This window comes from Staphylococcus sp. FSL K6-0223 (assembly GCF_038008285.1).
The window spans coordinates 454590-470848 of the sequence record NZ_JBBOYX010000003.1 but is presented as its reverse complement, the minus strand read 5'-3'; the positions used below and the strand labels follow the sequence as shown (position 1 = coordinate 470848).

The following is a 16259-nucleotide window of genomic DNA, read 5'->3' as shown; positions in this document are numbered from 1 at the left end:
AGATGAAAGCAATGGAAAAGGTGAAAGTTACAACATTAGATGCGTTAACACCACTTATAGGTAAAAAAGTCATTGTAGATAATAAAGAAATTGGAATATTTCTTACTGAAAAGGGAGATGTTTACGCTGTAAGTAATATCTGTCCGCATAAAAAAGGTCCATTGTCTGAAGGGACTGTAAGTGGAAATTATGTTTACTGTCCTTTACATGACCAAAAAATAGATTTGTTATCTGGAAAAGTACAAGAGCCAGATTCAGGTTGTGTCCAAACCTATACTGTTGAGGTTATCGATAATGAGGTTTATATATGTCTTTAAAATCAATGGGAAAGGTATATTTAATTGGGGCAGGACCTGGTAACCCTAATTTATTAACTAAAAAAGCAGAACGTATCATTAGAAATGCAGATGTCATTCTCTATGATCGTTTAGTCAATCCTCTTATTCTACAGTATTCAAGTTTTCAAACTGAACTGATTGATGTAGGGAAAAAACCTTACTGCAAACACATTCAACAAGAGGATATCAATCAAAAAATAGTTCAAATGGCTGAAAAATACCAATGTGTTGTACGCTTAAAAGGTGGAGATCCTGCTATATTTGGCAGGGTTACTGAAGAAATTAATACTTTAAAATCATATGGCATTGAACATGAAATTATACCAGGCGTGACATCAGCAAGTGCTGCAGTGGCTTCTCTCAATATAGGATTAACTATGAGAGGAATAGCGCCTAGTGTAACTTTTTCAACTGGACATTTTAAAGAGTCTACTAATAAAGATATTGATATAAGAAATTTAATGAATGGTGGAACTTTGGCCATTTACATGGGAATTAAACGACTAGGTGCAATCATCGAACAAATTAAAAATTATACTAGTGAAGATTATCCAATAGCTATCGTTTTTAATGCTACTTGCTATAATCAAAAAGTGATTACCGGGAAGTTAAGTACGATTGAACAACTATTAAGTGAAGATAATTTAGAGGGACAACCGGGAATTTGTATATTAGGTCCATTAGTGAATGAAATAGATAAAATGGTGTTGGATAGCACCATGGAAGATATCAATCATATTTTGTACGTGATTAATGGAGATAAAGAAACTGCTATGTTAAAAGCTGAAGCATTGTATGAAGAAGGGAAGAATTGTTTACTCAATTTTGATAATAGTTACCATCATACTCAACAAGTATTATACAAAAATATAATGGACCAACACGATATTAGTTATATTCAAGCATAAATAGAATTAATTTTGATACTCCTCGGAAGCGTGGGGCGACAAATTGGATTCACTCGAATTCAATATTGTCGTCCCTTTTTTTAGGGATTAAAACTATTCAATTAGGTATTTCCCTAATATTAAAACTTTGTGAAAAAATGTACAATCATTGTGAACACGAATACTACGATATAAATGCGAAATGATAAAAGCATTCAAAGTGGAAGGATGTCATTAATGGGAAAATTTGGATTAAATTTCTTTAAGCCTACTGAAAAGTTTAATGGAAATTGGTCAGTTTTAGAGCAAAAGAGTAGAGAATGGGAGAAAATGTATCGTGAAAGATGGAGCCATGATAAGGTAGTTAGAACGACTCACGGCGTCAATTGTACTGGTTCATGCTCGTGGAAAGTATTTGTTAAAAATGGAGTGATTACTTGGGAAAATCAACAAACTGACTACCCAAGTTGCGGACCTGATATGCCGGAATTTGAACCTCGTGGATGTCCAAGGGGCGCTTCATTTTCATGGTATGAGTACAGTCCTCTAAGAGTAAAATATCCATACATTAGAGGGAAATTATTAGATTTATGGACTCAAGCATTAGAGGAAAATAACGGCAATCGAATCGCAGCATGGGCCTCTATAGTAGAAGATGAAAATAAAGCTAAAGCATATAAAGAAGCTCGAGGAAAAGGTGGTCATGTTAGAGCAAACTGGAGAGACGTAACAGATATTATTGCAGCACAAATTTTATATACGATTAAAAAAGATGGTCCTGACCGAATTGCAGGATTCACTCCTATACCTGCAATGTCTATGATTAGTTATGCCTCAGGAGCAAGATTTATTAATCTATTGGGCGGAGAAATGCTTAGCTTCTATGACTGGTACGCTGACTTACCTCCTGCTTCACCTCAAATATGGGGAGAACAAACAGACGTACCTGAATCGAGTGATTGGTATAACGCTGCTTACATTATCATGTGGGGATCCAATGTACCATTAACACGAACACCAGACGCACATTTTATGACTGAAGTAAGATATAAAGGGACTAAAGTCATTTCAGTTGCACCAGATTATGCAGAAAACGTGAAATTTGCTGACAATTGGTTAGCGCCTCATCCAGGTACAGATGCTGCAGTAGCGCAAGCTATGACGCACGTTATTTTACAGGAATTTTATGAAAATGAACCTAACGATATGTTTATCAATTATGCGAAGCAATATACTGATATGCCGTTCGTGATTATGTTAGATCAAGATGAAAATGGTTATAAAGCAGGTCGATTTTTACGAGCAAGTGATTTAGGTATTGATAGTGAGAATAGTGAATGGAAGCCAGTAATTTTTGATTGTGAAAGTCAACAATTAGTAGTACCAAATGGAACGATGGGCCAGCGTTGGGAAGAAGGTAAGAAATGGAATTTAAAATTAGAGAATGAAGATGGAACAAAAATTAATCCGGCTTTATCTATGGTTGAAGAAGATTATGAATTACAAACTATCCAGTTCCCATACTTTGATAGTAAGGGTGACGGCGTGTTTAAGAGACCTATTCCATCTCGCAAGATTAGATTGTCTAATGATCAAGAAGTATATATATCAACTGTTTATGACCTTATGGCGAGTCAATATGGTATTCAACGTTTTAACCATGAACTTGAAGCTCAATCCTATGATGACGTTAAATCCAAATATACACCAGCATGGCAAGAATCTATTACTGGTATCAATAGAGGATTAGTCATTCAAGTTGCTAAAGAATTCGCTCAAAATGCAATTGATACGGATGGACGGTCTATGATTATTATGGGCGCAGGCATTAATCATTGGTTTAATTCAGATACGATTTACCGTTCGATTTTAAATTTAGTAATACTTTGTGGATGTCAAGGAGTCAATGGAGGCGGTTGGGCACATTATGTAGGTCAAGAAAAGTGTCGACCTATTGAAGGATGGAATACTGTTGCCTTTGCTAAGGATTGGCAAGGACCGCCACGTTTACAAAATGGTACAAGTTGGTTCTATTTTGCAACAGATCAATGGAAATATGAGGAGTCAAATGTTGATCAATTTAAATCACCATTAGCTGAGAATATTAAGCTTCAACATCCAGCAGATTACAATGTGACAGCTGCTCGATTAGGTTGGCTACCTTCATATCCTCAATTTAATAAAAATAGTCTGTTGTTCGGAGAAGAAGCCAAAGAGGAAGGAAACGACTCTAATGAGGCTATTCTTAAAAAAGCAATTGACTCAATAAAAAATAAAGAGACTCAATTTGCAATTGAAGATCCAGATTTAAGAAAGAACCATCCTAAAACACTATTTGTTTGGAGATCAAACTTAATATCCAGTTCCGCTAAAGGCCAAGAATATTTCATGAAACATTTATTAGGCACACGGTCAGGTTTAATGGCTGAACCTAATGAAGATGATAAACCTTCAGAAATTAAATGGAGAGAAGATACTGTTGGTAAATTAGACTTAATAGTGTCATTAGATTTTAGAATGACTGCGACGCCTTTATATTCCGATATAGTTCTACCAGCTGCAACTTGGTATGAAAAACACGATTTATCTTCAACAGATATGCATCCATTTATACATCCTTTCAATCCTGCGATAGATCCTTTATGGGAATCACGCTCAGATTGGGATATTTATAAAACTTTAAGTAAAGCAATTTCAGAAATGGCAAAGGATTATTTACCAGGAACATTCAAAGATGTTGTAACAACACCTCTAGGTCATGATTCTAAACAAGAATTAGGTTCTGAATTTGGAATTGTTAAAGATTGGTCGAAAGGTGAAATTGAAGGTATTCCAGGAAAAACAATGCCCAACTTTGCCATTGTAGAACGTGATTACACTAAAATTTACGATAAATTTGTCACGCTTGGTCCTTTACTTGAAAAAGCCAACGTAGGCGCTCATGGAGTAAGTTTCAGTGTAAAAGATGAATATGAAGAACTGAAAAGCATGCTCGGTACATGGAATGATAATGATAAAAACTCGGTAAGAAATCATCGACCTCGAATTGACACTGCACGTAAAGTCGCAGATGCAATATTAAATATTTCCTCTGCGACTAATGGGAAATTATCACAACTATCTTATGAAGATTTAGAACATCAAACTGGAATGCCATTGAAGGATATCTCTCAAGCTCGTGCTTCAGAGAAGATTTCATTTTTGAATATAACATCACAACCACGAGAAGTAATTCCAACGGCGGTATTTCCAGGTTCTAATAAAAATGGTCGAAGATACTCTCCTTTCACAACTAATATTGAGAGACTCGTACCATTTAGAACATTAACAGGTAGACAAAGCTATTATATCGATCATGAAATATTTCAACAGTTTGGAGAAAGCTTACCCGTTTATAAACCAACATTACCACCAATGGTATTTGGAACACGAGATAAGAAAGTTAAAGGTGGGCAAGATGCTTTAGTACTTAGATATTTAACCCCACATGGTAAATGGAATATTCATTCAACTTATCAGGACAATGAACGTATGCTGACGCTATTTAGAGGTGGGCCTGTAGTATGGCTATCAAACGAAGATGCAGAAGAACATGACATTAAAGACAATGATTGGTTAGAAGTGTACAACCGAAATGGTGTTGTAACCGCGAGAGCTGTAACATCACATCGTATGCCTAAAGGAACAATGTTTATGTATCATGCACAAGATAAACATATTGAAACACCTGGTTCAGAAATCACAGATACTCGTGGAGGCTCTCATAATGCACCTACTAGAATTCACCTAAAGCCTACACAATTAGTTGGAGGTTACGCTCAAATTAGTTATCACTTTAATTACTATGGTCCGATTGGAAACCAAAGAGATGTATATGTTGCGGTAAGAAAAATGAAAGAGGTGAATTGGCTTGAAGATTAAAGCGCAGATAGCAATGGTGCTGAACTTAGACAAATGTATTGGTTGTCATACATGTAGTGTGACATGCAAAAACACTTGGACTAACAGACCTGGTGCTGAATATATGTGGTTTAATAATGTAGAAACAAAGCCAGGTGTTGGCTATCCTAAGCGTTGGGAGGATCAAAGCCATTATAAAGGTGGTTGGGTGTTAAATAAGAAAGGTCAACTTGAATTAAAATCTGGAAATAGATGGTCAAAAATTGCTTTAGGTAAAATCTTTTACAATCCAGATATGCCTTTGATTAAAGATTATTATGAACCCTGGACATATAATTACGAGCATTTAACTACTGCTAAGGAGGGGAAACATTCTCCTGTTGCTAAGGCACACTCTCTCATTTCTGGTGACAAGCTTGACTTAGAGTGGGGGCCTAACTGGGAAGATGATTTAGCCGGTGGCCACGTTACAGGTCCTAAAGACCCTAACATTCAACAAATTGAAGAAGATATCAAATTTCAATTTGATGAAACATTTATGATGTATTTACCACGTTTGTGTGAACATTGTCTTAATCCAAGTTGTGTTGCTTCTTGTCCCTCAGGCGCAATGTATAAAAGAGATGAAGATGGGATTGTATTAGTTGACCAAGACGCTTGTCGAGGCTGGCGTTATTGTATGACAGGATGTCCTTATAAAAAAGTATATTTTAATTGGAAAACGAATAAAGCAGAAAAATGTACGTTTTGTTTTCCTAGAATCGAAGCGGGCATGCCAACAGTGTGTTCTGAAACATGTACAGGTAGAATGAGATACCTAGGTGTGATGTTATATGATGCAGATCGAGTGCAAGAAGCGGCTTCTGCAACTAATGAAGAGGATTTATATGAAAAACAACTAGACTTATTTTTAGACCCATTTGATGAAGAGGTGATTGCCGAAGCCGAAAGAGAAGGTATCAGTCATGAATGGATTACTGCAGCTCAAAATTCTCCAGTGTATAAATTAGCAGTGGAATATAAGATGGCTTTTCCATTACATCCAGAATTTAGAACGATGCCGATGGTATGGTACTGTCCACCGTTAAGTCCAATTATGAGCTATTTTGAAGGGCAAAATGCTGGAAATAACTCAGATATGATATTCCCAGCAATAGAAGAGATGCGATTACCTATTGAATATTTAGCTAATTTATTAACTGCTGGTGATGTAGCACCAATAAAATTAGGGTTACAAAAAATGGCGATGATGCGAAGCTATATGAGAGCGAAAGTGACTCAACAACCATTCGATGTGTCTAAGCTTGAACGATTGAATTTAACAGAAAGTCAATTAAATGACATGTATCGTTTATTAGGAATTGCCAAATATGAAGATCGTTTTGTTGTTCCAACTTCGCACAAAGAAACATATTTAGATACCTATAGAGCACAAGGTAGTCAAGGTTATGGTGGAGAATACTTTGGTGCAAATTGTGAAGGTTGTGGTGTAGCAGTTGGCTCAGGTAAATCAGGACAAGAGATATACAATGATAACTTCTATGGAGGGATTTTCCGTGATTAATCTTCAGAAATTAGCTCAATATCAAGAAAGTTTAGGTTACTTGGGCCAACAAATTAACTTTCCAGAAAAGTTAACCTTTCACCCTAATGTGTTTCAAGAAACAATTGAAGCATCTCACCCAGCATACGAAGATTTATGTGCATTTAGAGAAATAATAATGAATTATTCTTTGTCCGAAATTAAAGCAATTTATACAGACACATTTGATTTCAGTAAAAACTATCCTCTATACATGACATATAATCGATTTGATACTCAAAAAGAACGTGGGCAAATGTTAGCTAAACTTAAAGTGTTATATGAAATGTTTGGTCTTAAAATGATAGACAATGAATTATCGGATTACTTACCATTAATGCTTCAATTTTTGCAAGTAGCTCGGTGGGAAAATGATGTTCGTGCAGAAGACAATTTAAAATTAATTATCATGATTATTGAGGATGGGACTTATGAGATGGCTAATCATCTTGCTAAAAATAACAACCCTTATGCGTATGTCATCAAAGCGTTAAGACAAACTTTAAAAGCATGTATTGTTTCTAATAAAGTGGTGGGAAATCATGCTTAATCAATTTACATGGGTCATTTATCCTTATTTATGTTTAAGTATTTTTGTTATTGGACATATTGCTCGTTATAAATATGATCAATTTTCTTGGACGGCTAAATCAAGTGAATTAATTGAAAAGAAACAGTTAAAATGGGGAAGTTTAATGTTTCATCTTGGCGTGATTCCAGTATTCTTTGGTCATGTTGTAGGTTTGTTGATTCCAGCAAATTGGCTTGAATCTATAGGTGTTAATAATCACATCTATCACATAGGAGCAGTATATATTGGTAGTATTTTTGGTATAATAACATTGTTAGGAATGATACTTCTTACTTCAAGAAGATTAACTATTAAAAATGTTAGGAAACTTAGTTCAACTTCTGATATTGTCGTTAATATTTTATTAGTGATTATATTAATTATGGGTTGTTATTCAACAATTTTCACCAACGCAGTTCAACCTGATTTTGATTATCGTCAAACTATAGCGATATGGTTTAGACATCTGTTTATGTTTACACCTAATGCTGATTTTATGATTTACGTCCCTTGGTCTTTTAAATTGCACATTTTACTAGGATTTACAATATTTGCTTGTTGGCCATTTACAAGATTAGTCCACGTATGGAGTGTACCTATTTCATATATGAATAGAAGATATATTATTTATCGCAAGAATAAAGTTTGATGACGAGAGGATGGGAAAATTGAGACCAGAATCCTTATTAAACAATCAAAGTTTACAGAATAATTTAGACCGATTGAGAATAGATGGTGGTTATGATTTTGGGGGGATTGCGATGTATGAACGTTCGCTTAGATCATCGCCAATCAAATGGAAATATGTTTCAGGTAATACGAACGAACGATATAAGTTAATTATATTAAGAAAAGGAAGAGGTTTAGCTGGGACTGTAATGAAAACGGGAAAACGCATGGTAATTGCTGATGTAGATACAGCACTAACTCAAGCAGAGAAAATTGCCTTTCCAATTATTTTGAATGAATCGTTAACAGCTGTTGTAGCAGTTCCACTATGGCTTGAACATCAAATGTATGGAGTATTATTGTTAGGTCAAAGAAATCATCATCCTCTGCCACAGTCTTTAGAACAACTTGATATTCAAAGTCAAATAGGGTTTTTTACAGAAACGAATTAGGTGAATATGATGCTAAATAAATTTGAATTAAATGTAGAAGACTTGTTGCATAAATATTATGATAGTACGACTGAAAAGATTGTCTTTGTCGATCGTCTTGGCAAAATTATTGCAATGAACGGAGCTGCTAGAGATATATTATCTGAAGAAGATAATTATAAAGCAATGACGCATGCCATTTGCAATCGCTGTGAAGGATATTCTAATGAATATGATTTACAGTCATGTGAAGAATGCTTTTTAGAAGCGAATCATTTGCAGAAATCAAACTTCCAAGTATTTATGAAGACAAAGGACAATAAAATAGAACCTTATACAGCTACTTATCAAACTATTGATGATGAAAGAGGAATTAGTGCTTTTACTTTGCAAAATGTTTCTCCACAAATTGAAAGACAGGAGAAAATGTATCAACAGAAAATGCTTCACAAATCTATACAAGCCCAAGAGAATGAAAGAAAGCGCATTTCTCGTGAGTTACATGATAGCGTGATTCAAGAAATGTTAAATATTGATGTTGAACTACGACTTTTAAAATACAAGTTTCAAGATGAAACAGTTGTTGAAAGTACGCAACAAATAGAAGGTTTAGTGTCGCAACTCATCGATGACATTCGTAATCTATCAGTGGAACTACGTCCTTCGTCATTAGATGATTTAGGCATAGAAGCCGCTTTTAATTCCTACTTTAAGCAATTTGAAGAAAATTATGGTATTCAAATTAATTACCATTCCAATATTAAAGGATTACGGTTTGATAATGAAGTTGAAACTGTTGTCTATCGTGTGATTCAAGAAGCGGTTCTAAATGCGTTAAAGTACGCAGAAGTAAATGAAATAGAGGTTCATATTAGTAAAAGTGAACATCGCTTGTTAGCGGAAGTAGTAGATAGAGGTAAAGGTTTTAATTTGGATGACAAGCCCAGAGGATCAGGACTAGGCTTTTACGGTATGAGAGAGCGTGCGGAATTAGTAAATGGAAATATTAATATTGAATCACACCTCAATAAAGGAACCATAGTCACACTAGACATACCTATTTAAAATAGTGGGGGAATGAATGTGAAGATCGTTATAGCAGATGACCACGCTGTAGTAAGAACAGGATTTTCGATGATATTAAACTATCAAGAAGATATGGAAGTTGTCGCAACAGCAGCTGATGGTGTTGAAGCATATCAAAAGGTTTTAGAGTATAAACCGGATGTTTTAATTTTAGATTTGAGCATGCCACCTGGTGAATCAGGGTTAGTCGCTACAAGTAAAATTTCAGAAAGTTTTCCAGAAACTAAGATTCTTATTTTAACGATGTATGATGATGAGGAATACCTATTTCACGTTTTAAAAAGTGGAGCGAAAGGATATATTTTAAAAAATGCACCTGATGAGCAATTAATTTTAGCTGTAAGAACAGTATATAAAGGAGAAACATATGTAGATATGAAGATGACCACTTCTTTAGTAAATGAGTTTATTAATCAATCTCATCAGGAAGAAGTAAGTTATTCTTCAGATCCCTTTAAGATATTATCAAAAAGAGAACTTGAAATACTACCGCTTATTGCAAAAGGTTATGGTAATAAAGATATAGCTGAAAAGTTATTTGTTTCAGTGAAAACAGTTGAAGCACATAAAACACATATCATGAATAAACTCAACCTTAAGAGTAAACCTGAACTAGTTGAATATGCACTAAAAAAGAAATTACTCGAGTTTTAAAAACATATTGTTGATTAATCAAGTCCTAAAAGATGATAAGCTCATCATTTTTTAGGATTTTTTTGTGCTTTAAAATTAGCAGGTATCATACGATGTTAATTTTTAGAGTTACACTTTTAATTATTTTTATAGGGAAAAAGCTGAGTATATTAAGGGTAAATCCTTATGTTCATTTTTTCACAATAAAACTAAAATAAAGTTGTAATTAGTACTATGTCTATTCCCGTATGTATTATTTATAGATTTCATTATTTTGACCTCTCTTAAACATAGACATGGTACTAATCATTATTCTATCAACTTAATGAAGGTGAAAAAGAAATGAAAAAAGGAGTTTACCAGCTTACATTACAAACGTTTAGTTTGATAGTAGGTTTTATGGCGTGGAGTATTATATCTCCGTTAATGCCATTTATCACTCAAGATATTAAAATTTCTGCTAGTCAAATTTCTATTATTTTAGCTATACCTGTTATTTTAGGATCAGTTTTAAGAGTTCCTTTTGGGTACCTTACAAATATTATAGGTGCCAAATGGGTATTCTTTAGTAGTTTTATAGTGTTGCTATTCCCAATATTTTTCTTAGGACAAGCCCAAAGTACGACGATGCTTATAATTTGTGGCTTCTTTCTAGGAGTCGGTGGGGCGATATTCTCAGTAGGAGTAACTGCGCTACCTAAATATTTTACAAAAGATAAAGTTGGATTAGCTAACGGAATTTATGGAATGGGCAATATAGGAACAGCAATTTCATCTTTTTGTGCACCTGTTTTGGCAGGATTAATAGGGTGGCAAAATACCGTAAGAAGTTATTTAATCATTATCAGCTTGTTTGCAGTATTAATGTTCTTATTGGGAGATAATAAAGAACCTAAAGTCAAAGTACCGTTAATATCTCAAGTCAAAGTATTGGCTAAAAATTATAAATTATACTATTTGAGTTTTTGGTACTTCATAACTTTTGGTGCGTTTGTTGCATTTGGATTATTCTTACCAAATTATTTAGTGCATCATTTTACTATCGATAAGGTAGATGCAGGGATTCGATCAGGTATTTTTATAGCTCTTGCAACATTTTTACGTCCACTTGGTGGCATTTTAGGGGATAAATTTAATGCTGTGAAGGTACTCATTATAGATTTTGTAATAATGATTATTGGAGGTTTAATTTTAACTTTATTCGATGGAATCATCTATTTTACTATTGGTTGTTTAACTATAAGCGTTTGTGCAGGCATAGGTAATGGCCTCGTGTTTAAGTTAGTACCTTCTTATTTCTCGAAAGAAGCAGGCTCTGCAAATGGAATTGTTTCTATGATGGGAGGTTTGGGTGGTTTCTTCCCACCTTTAGTGATTACATTTGTCACAGGACTAACAGGTTCAAGTCATCTTGCATTTGGTTTATTAGTACTATTTGCACTTATCGCTTTAATCACAATGGTTCATTTATATAAAAAAGAGACTGTAATAGGTACAACACTCTATAGTGACTAATGTTAGTTAATATGTAGATAAATAATTGTATTTAACATATTTTTGCATATTATACAGTAAAAACCCTCAACTTTTTTCAGAGTTGAGGGTTCTTTTATTATTATTGAATTGAAATTGTAGTAGCTTTGTCATCTTCATTGATTTGTTTAGGTAATGTGACATATAAAACGCCATCAGTGTAATTAGCTACTATACCTTCTTTATCAATATCATCGAATTCAAAGCGTCTTTCTAATTCACCATTAGAACGTTCATTAAGTTGTGATTTATAATTTTCATTATTGATTTTTTTGTATGCTTTAATAGTTAAAATATGTTGTTCAAATTTAAGTGAAATATCTTCTTTGCTTAAACCAGGAAGTTCAGCTTCTAATACATAAGCATCATTTTTATCATAAATATTAGTAGGAAATGCTCTTGATGAAAATTGATTGTATACTTGTTTCCCTAAGTCTTTAAATAATTCGCTAGGATCATTTTTGAAGAAATTATTATTGAAAAAATCATTATTATTCATTAGAATTCACTCCTTAAAGTGTTAAATGAGTAGTTAGAATATATTAGAATAATTTTTCAACTACATTATATTAAGAGAGCGAAAAGAGGTAAAGTGATAACACTTAATAAAAAATAGGTATTCTATAAGTTTAGTAGGAATTAGGGGATAAAAAAAGTCAAAAATTGTACGAGAGAATAAGACAAAAGCTTACTATACATACTGATGTTATTAAATTGTGTCGTTAATGCTGAAGTTGAATTTGCCTAAGATTTTCAAAAAGTCTACTTTTGTCTTTTTCTCTACAAGTATCACTTTTCTATACTATTGTCAAAATTTTTAGATACAAAATTTTGCAAGTTTTCAATTAATTCTTTAGCTTCATCTTGATTAATATCGAATTCACTATAGACTTTCATTGATATTTCAGATAACGGTTTTTTAATTTCTTTACCTCGTTCAGTTAGTGAAATTTGAAGATTTCGTTCATCTTTTTCTTCACGACTTCGAACAACGTAATCTTTCTTTTCTAATTTCTTGAGCAGTGGTGTAAGTGTGCCTGAATCTAAAAAGACTCGCTCACCTAGTTTTTTAATATTAAGTTTCTCATCATTTTCGATCGCCATTAGTACAATATACCCTGTGTATGTTAATTCATACTCTTTGAGGTAATTTGTGTACTTCTTTATGATTTCTTTTGAAGAAACATAAAATAAAAAACATAATTGTTTACTTAAATAACTATTCTCTACATACATTTAATCACTCCTTGTTAAAGTAACAATATTATGAAGTGTATGACTTGTCAAGTGCCGATTTCATCACTATAATCAAATTGTTTTAAATTAAATTTAGACGACATTTGAATATATTTTGTTTGATTTTGAAACTCAAATAAATACAGAATAAAGGAGTATTATCTCATGACAAGATTAAATAATTTCAATGAAGTACTTAACGGAAGAAAATCAGTAAAGGTATTCGATAGTGGATATAAAATTCCTCACGAAGAAATGGATGAAATGATTACTAAAGCTACAAAAGCGCCTTCATCAGTTAATATGCAACCATGGAGAATTGCTGTTGTAGAGAGTGACGAAGGAAAAGAAAAAATCAAAGAAGCTTTTGGTTTTAATTCAAGACAACTTATTACTTCTTCGGCTATGGTGATTATTTTCGGAGATTTACAAAATTACGAAAAAGCTGAACAAATTTATAATGATGCAGTAGACCAAGCCCATATGACAGAGGAAATTAAAACTCAAATGTTAGAATGGATTCTTCCTTATTATAAAAGTTTGTCAAGAGAAGGTATGAAGGACATTGTAAATATTGATAGTAGTTTAATGGCTATGCAATTTATGCTAACTGCTAAAGCTTATGGATATGACACAAATCCTATTGGTGGCTTTGATAAAGAAAATATCGCTAAGATTATTGGTTATGATTCAGATAGATATGTCCCAGTATTAGCAATTGCTATTGGTAAAAAAGCCCAAGAGGCTCATGGTTCTGTAAGACTACCTGTTGATGAAGTGAGAGAATATTTATAAAGCAATATTCATGGGATGAGAACATTTTGTTACAATGTTAAATAATCTCTTTTCTATAACCAACTTTTAGTTCATACTTAATAAGATAAGTATAAAAGGAGTTTCTATCATGAGTAGAAAACAAGTCATTTTAAGAATAATTATTATATTAATCATTTCACTTATTTTAGCCATAGTATTTTTCTTTGGTCTAAAAAGTTATCAAGGTCATAAAAATATCGAACTTATGGATAGTTATATCAAAGAACATCATTTACAAGATAAAATTAAAAAGCAAGATAACTTATATAGTGCTAAAAAAGGGATGTATTACAAAGAAATCGTTTTCAAAGATGAATCTAATGTCACTTATGTTATGCAACCAATTAGTACGAATAAAGGTATATTTGTAGAAGGCTTTGATAGTGAAACGAAGAAAAGCATAAAGAAAGCGAAACATAGTGATTTTGATAAAAATTATAAACCATCTAAATAAATAATTTAGAGTACACACGACTTCATGATCCACTTTGAAGTCGTGTGTTTTTTCACTATTAAGAACATATTTGACTTCAAGTCATAAATATTTTATTTATTAATAGCTTTAAAATTTAAGTAGCTATTTTAATATTATCTGATATAATTAAGTGATGTCAGATGAAGGGGAGTTTGCATTATGGCTCTATTCAAGAGAAAAATAAGTTTACCAACGCAAGTTATTATTGCTTTGGTACTAGGTGTCATCGTAGGACTTTTATTATTTGGACAAGATAATTTAGCAAATTATATAAAGCCTTTTGGTGACATATTCTTAAATTTAATAAAAATGATCATTATTCCGATTGTATTCTGTGCACTTGCTTTGTCTATATCGAATTTAGGGGATTCGAAAAAGGTAGGCAGTTATGGATGGAAAGCAATCCTTTACTTTGAAATTATAACGACAGTTGCTATTGGGTTAGGTATTATAATTGGTAACCTGTTCAAACCAGGTGCCGGATTAGATTATAATAAACTACCTAAAGGTGACATTTCTAAATATCAATCTTCTGCACATTCAGCTGAACAAGCTTCTACATACGGTAATCATTTAATTGATACTATTGTAAATATTGTGCCAACCAATCTATTTGAATCATTAGCTAAAGGTGATTTATTACCAATTATATTCTTTGCAGTATTTTTTGGTTTAGGTCTCGCAGCAATAGGAGAAAAAGCTGAACCAGTTAAAGGTTTTCTAAGTGGCACATTAGAAGCAGTGTTTTGGATGATTAATAAAATCTTAAAACTTGCTCCAATAGGAGTATTTGCATTTATATGTACAACTGTTATGACATTTGGAGTATCAGCTTTAGTTCCATTATTAAAACTTTTATTAGTAGTAGTTGGAGCAATGATTTTCTTTGTTGTAGTTGTATTAGGAATTGTTGCTCGAATGGTTGGAGTTAGTATCTTCTCAATCATGAAAATTTTAAAAAGCGAGTTGTTACTAGCATTTTCAACTTCAAGTTCAGAAGCAGTATTACCAGTTATTATGAAGAAAATGGAAAATTTTGGTGCGCCAAAAGATGTAACGTCATTCGTTATTCCAATAGGTTATTCATTCAACTTAGACGGATCCGCATTATATCAATCAATTGCAGCATTATTTGTAGCTCAAATGTATGATGTACATTTATCGTTAACAGAACAAATAGTGTTAATGGCTACGTTAATGATTGCTTCTAAAGGTATGGCTGGGGTTCCAGGTGTTTCTATTGTAGTTTTATTAACAACATTAGGCTCTATGCACTTGCCAGCACAAGGTCTTGCATTAATTATCGGAATTGACCGATTACTAGACATGGTTCGCACATGCGTTAACGTAATGGGTAACGCTTTATCAACGATTGTTGTTGCGAAATGGGAGAAGGTATACGATAAAGAAAAAGGCCAAAAGTATCTTAATTCACTATAAAAATCTATATCTGACATTTTTTTAGCGAATCTTAAAACTTAAGTTTTTAGATTCGCTTATGCATTTGTCGTCAGACAAATGAAAACAATATACATAAATAAATTAAAAAGACCTTGAGGTGGGGAACATTATTCCACTTCAAGGTCTTTTTAGTTCTTTCAATATTCGTTTACATGCCGTGGTTCATGCCTTTCATATCATGAATTTTAGACATTAAACCATGAGGTACATCATCGTGTTTTACTTTTTTAACTTTTGTGATTTTTCCTGACTTTTCATCTTTAAAGATCATTACAAAGTCTTCTTTTTTTACAGAAACATTAGCGTTCGAAGGTAATTTAACATTCTTTTCAATTTTTTCATCTTTTTCGCTAATCATTTTATCTATAGTAGTACTATTTTTCATAATACCGTAGTATGTATCTTTTTTACCACCTACCATCATCATAATGACAAGTACGATACATAGCACAAGCATAATTGCGATAAGTCCAAAACCTAAAGCTTTTTTATTTTTCATAGTTGAATAAAACTCCTTTATTTATGTTACTTCATTTATACAGAACTTGAGATTACATTGCAATCATATTTTCAAAAATCACGAAATAAAACACTTTCAAAATTCATAAAATTATAATATTTAAAACGTAAAACTTGGCTAA

Annotated in this window: 16 protein-coding genes; 13 read left to right on the top strand and 3 right to left on the bottom strand. The window is 32.8% G+C overall.

Annotated elements, in window-relative coordinates; genetic code table 11:
- Positions 1 to 2: 2 nt before the first annotated feature.
- From nirD to MHI13_RS19575, 10 genes are all read left to right on the top strand, one after another.
- Positions 3 to 317 (top strand): nitrite reductase small subunit NirD, encoded by a 315-nt coding sequence (gene nirD / locus MHI13_RS19620; RefSeq protein ID WP_002432729.1) that lies wholly within the window; start codon positions 3 to 5, stop codon positions 315 to 317.
- Positions 308 to 1246 carry a uroporphyrinogen-III C-methyltransferase gene (gene cobA, locus MHI13_RS19615; RefSeq protein WP_002432927.1) on the top strand — a complete coding sequence of 313 codons (939 nt, stop codon included), beginning with the start codon at positions 308 to 310 and terminating at the stop codon, positions 1244 to 1246. The genes nirD and cobA overlap by 10 nt, the downstream gene beginning before the upstream one ends.
- A gap of 216 nt (positions 1247 to 1462) precedes the next feature.
- Positions 1463 to 5146, top strand: coding sequence for a nitrate reductase subunit alpha (locus MHI13_RS19610; RefSeq protein ID WP_340761854.1), 3684 nt, complete (start codon positions 1463 to 1465; stop codon positions 5144 to 5146).
- The gene (narH, locus tag MHI13_RS19605) at positions 5136 to 6689 is read left to right on the top strand and encodes a nitrate reductase subunit beta (RefSeq protein WP_002432673.1); all 1554 of its coding nucleotides are present in this window, start codon (positions 5136 to 5138) and stop codon (positions 6687 to 6689) included. The genes MHI13_RS19610 and narH overlap by 11 nt, the downstream gene beginning before the upstream one ends.
- Positions 6682 to 7257, top strand: a complete 576-nt coding sequence (narJ, locus tag MHI13_RS19600) for a nitrate reductase molybdenum cofactor assembly chaperone (RefSeq protein WP_002432808.1) — start codon at positions 6682 to 6684, stop codon at positions 7255 to 7257. The genes narH and narJ overlap by 8 nt, the downstream gene beginning before the upstream one ends.
- Positions 7250 to 7927, top strand: a complete 678-nt coding sequence (gene narI, locus MHI13_RS19595; RefSeq protein WP_002432285.1) for a respiratory nitrate reductase subunit gamma — start codon at positions 7250 to 7252, stop codon at positions 7925 to 7927. Before narJ ends, narI begins: the two co-directional genes overlap by 8 nt.
- Positions 7928 to 7946: 19 nt before the next feature.
- Positions 7947 to 8399, top strand: coding sequence for a nitrate respiration regulation accessory nitrate sensor NreA (nreA, locus tag MHI13_RS19590; RefSeq protein WP_002432590.1), 453 nt, complete (start codon positions 7947 to 7949; stop codon positions 8397 to 8399).
- 9 nt (positions 8400 to 8408) lie between these two features.
- Positions 8409 to 9443, top strand: coding sequence for a sensor histidine kinase (locus MHI13_RS19585; protein ID WP_002432760.1), 1035 nt, complete (start codon positions 8409 to 8411; stop codon positions 9441 to 9443).
- A gap of 18 nt (positions 9444 to 9461) precedes the next feature.
- The gene (gene nreC / locus MHI13_RS19580) at positions 9462 to 10118 is read left to right on the top strand and encodes a nitrate respiration regulation response regulator NreC (protein WP_002432902.1); all 657 of its coding nucleotides are present in this window, start codon (positions 9462 to 9464) and stop codon (positions 10116 to 10118) included.
- Between the two features lie 321 nt (positions 10119 to 10439).
- The gene (locus MHI13_RS19575; protein WP_002432809.1) at positions 10440 to 11612 is read left to right on the top strand and encodes a nitrate/nitrite transporter; all 1173 of its coding nucleotides are present in this window, start codon (positions 10440 to 10442) and stop codon (positions 11610 to 11612) included.
- A gap of 100 nt (positions 11613 to 11712) precedes the next feature.
- Here the strand turns inward: MHI13_RS19575 and MHI13_RS19570 are convergent, their stop codons facing one another.
- Positions 11713 to 12129 (bottom strand): Hsp20/alpha crystallin family protein, encoded by a 417-nt coding sequence (locus MHI13_RS19570; protein WP_002432517.1) that lies wholly within the window; start codon positions 12127 to 12129, stop codon positions 11713 to 11715.
- Between the two features lie 290 nt (positions 12130 to 12419).
- Complete coding sequence (locus MHI13_RS19565) at positions 12420 to 12866, bottom strand: MarR family winged helix-turn-helix transcriptional regulator (protein WP_002432941.1); 447 nt, start codon at positions 12864 to 12866, stop codon at positions 12420 to 12422.
- 165 nt (positions 12867 to 13031) lie between these two features.
- Here MHI13_RS19565 and MHI13_RS19560 point away from each other — a divergent pair, with 165 nt between their 5' ends.
- From MHI13_RS19560 to MHI13_RS19550, 3 genes are all read left to right on the top strand, one after another.
- On the top strand, positions 13032 to 13661 hold the full coding sequence (locus MHI13_RS19560) for a nitroreductase family protein (protein ID WP_002432670.1): 630 nt from the start codon (positions 13032 to 13034) through the stop codon (positions 13659 to 13661).
- A 109-nt stretch (positions 13662 to 13770) separates the two neighbouring features.
- On the top strand, positions 13771 to 14136 hold the full coding sequence (locus MHI13_RS19555) for a DUF3139 domain-containing protein (RefSeq protein ID WP_002432567.1): 366 nt from the start codon (positions 13771 to 13773) through the stop codon (positions 14134 to 14136).
- Positions 14137 to 14316: 180 nt separating this feature from the next.
- The gene (locus tag MHI13_RS19550; RefSeq protein WP_002432290.1) at positions 14317 to 15597 is read left to right on the top strand and encodes a cation:dicarboxylate symporter family transporter; all 1281 of its coding nucleotides are present in this window, start codon (positions 14317 to 14319) and stop codon (positions 15595 to 15597) included.
- A 169-nt stretch (positions 15598 to 15766) separates the two neighbouring features.
- Here MHI13_RS19550 and MHI13_RS19545 read toward each other — a convergent pair whose 3' ends face one another.
- A complete protein-coding gene (locus MHI13_RS19545; protein WP_002432288.1) occupies positions 15767 to 16117 on the bottom strand; it encodes a DUF4889 domain-containing protein in 351 nt (116 codons plus the stop codon).
- Between the last annotated feature and the right edge of the window lie 142 nt (positions 16118 to 16259).

What these genes read in the sequence shown, in the direction of transcription:
- nirD (WP_002432729.1), top strand. Translation starts at nt 3, where the DNA reads ATGAAAGCAATGGAAAAGGTGAAAGTTACAACATTAGATGCGTTAACA.
- cobA (WP_002432927.1), top strand. Translation starts at nt 308, where the DNA reads ATGTCTTTAAAATCAATGGGAAAGGTATATTTAATTGGGGCAGGACCT.
- MHI13_RS19610 (WP_340761854.1), top strand. Translation starts at nt 1,463, where the DNA reads ATGGGAAAATTTGGATTAAATTTCTTTAAGCCTACTGAAAAGTTTAAT.
- narI (WP_002432285.1), top strand. Translation starts at nt 7,250, where the DNA reads ATGCTTAATCAATTTACATGGGTCATTTATCCTTATTTATGTTTAAGT.
- MHI13_RS19585 (WP_002432760.1), top strand. Translation starts at nt 8,409, where the DNA reads ATGCTAAATAAATTTGAATTAAATGTAGAAGACTTGTTGCATAAATAT.
- MHI13_RS19575 (WP_002432809.1), top strand. Translation starts at nt 10,440, where the DNA reads ATGAAAAAAGGAGTTTACCAGCTTACATTACAAACGTTTAGTTTGATA.
- MHI13_RS19570 (WP_002432517.1), bottom strand. Translation starts at nt 12,129, where the DNA reads ATGAATAATAATGATTTTTTCAATAATAATTTCTTCAAAAATGATCCT.
- MHI13_RS19565 (WP_002432941.1), bottom strand. Translation starts at nt 12,866, where the DNA reads ATGTATGTAGAGAATAGTTATTTAAGTAAACAATTATGTTTTTTATTT.
- MHI13_RS19560 (WP_002432670.1), top strand. Translation starts at nt 13,032, where the DNA reads ATGACAAGATTAAATAATTTCAATGAAGTACTTAACGGAAGAAAATCA.
- MHI13_RS19555 (WP_002432567.1), top strand. Translation starts at nt 13,771, where the DNA reads ATGAGTAGAAAACAAGTCATTTTAAGAATAATTATTATATTAATCATT.
- MHI13_RS19550 (WP_002432290.1), top strand. Translation starts at nt 14,317, where the DNA reads ATGGCTCTATTCAAGAGAAAAATAAGTTTACCAACGCAAGTTATTATT.
- MHI13_RS19545 (WP_002432288.1), bottom strand. Translation starts at nt 16,117, where the DNA reads ATGAAAAATAAAAAAGCTTTAGGTTTTGGACTTATCGCAATTATGCTT.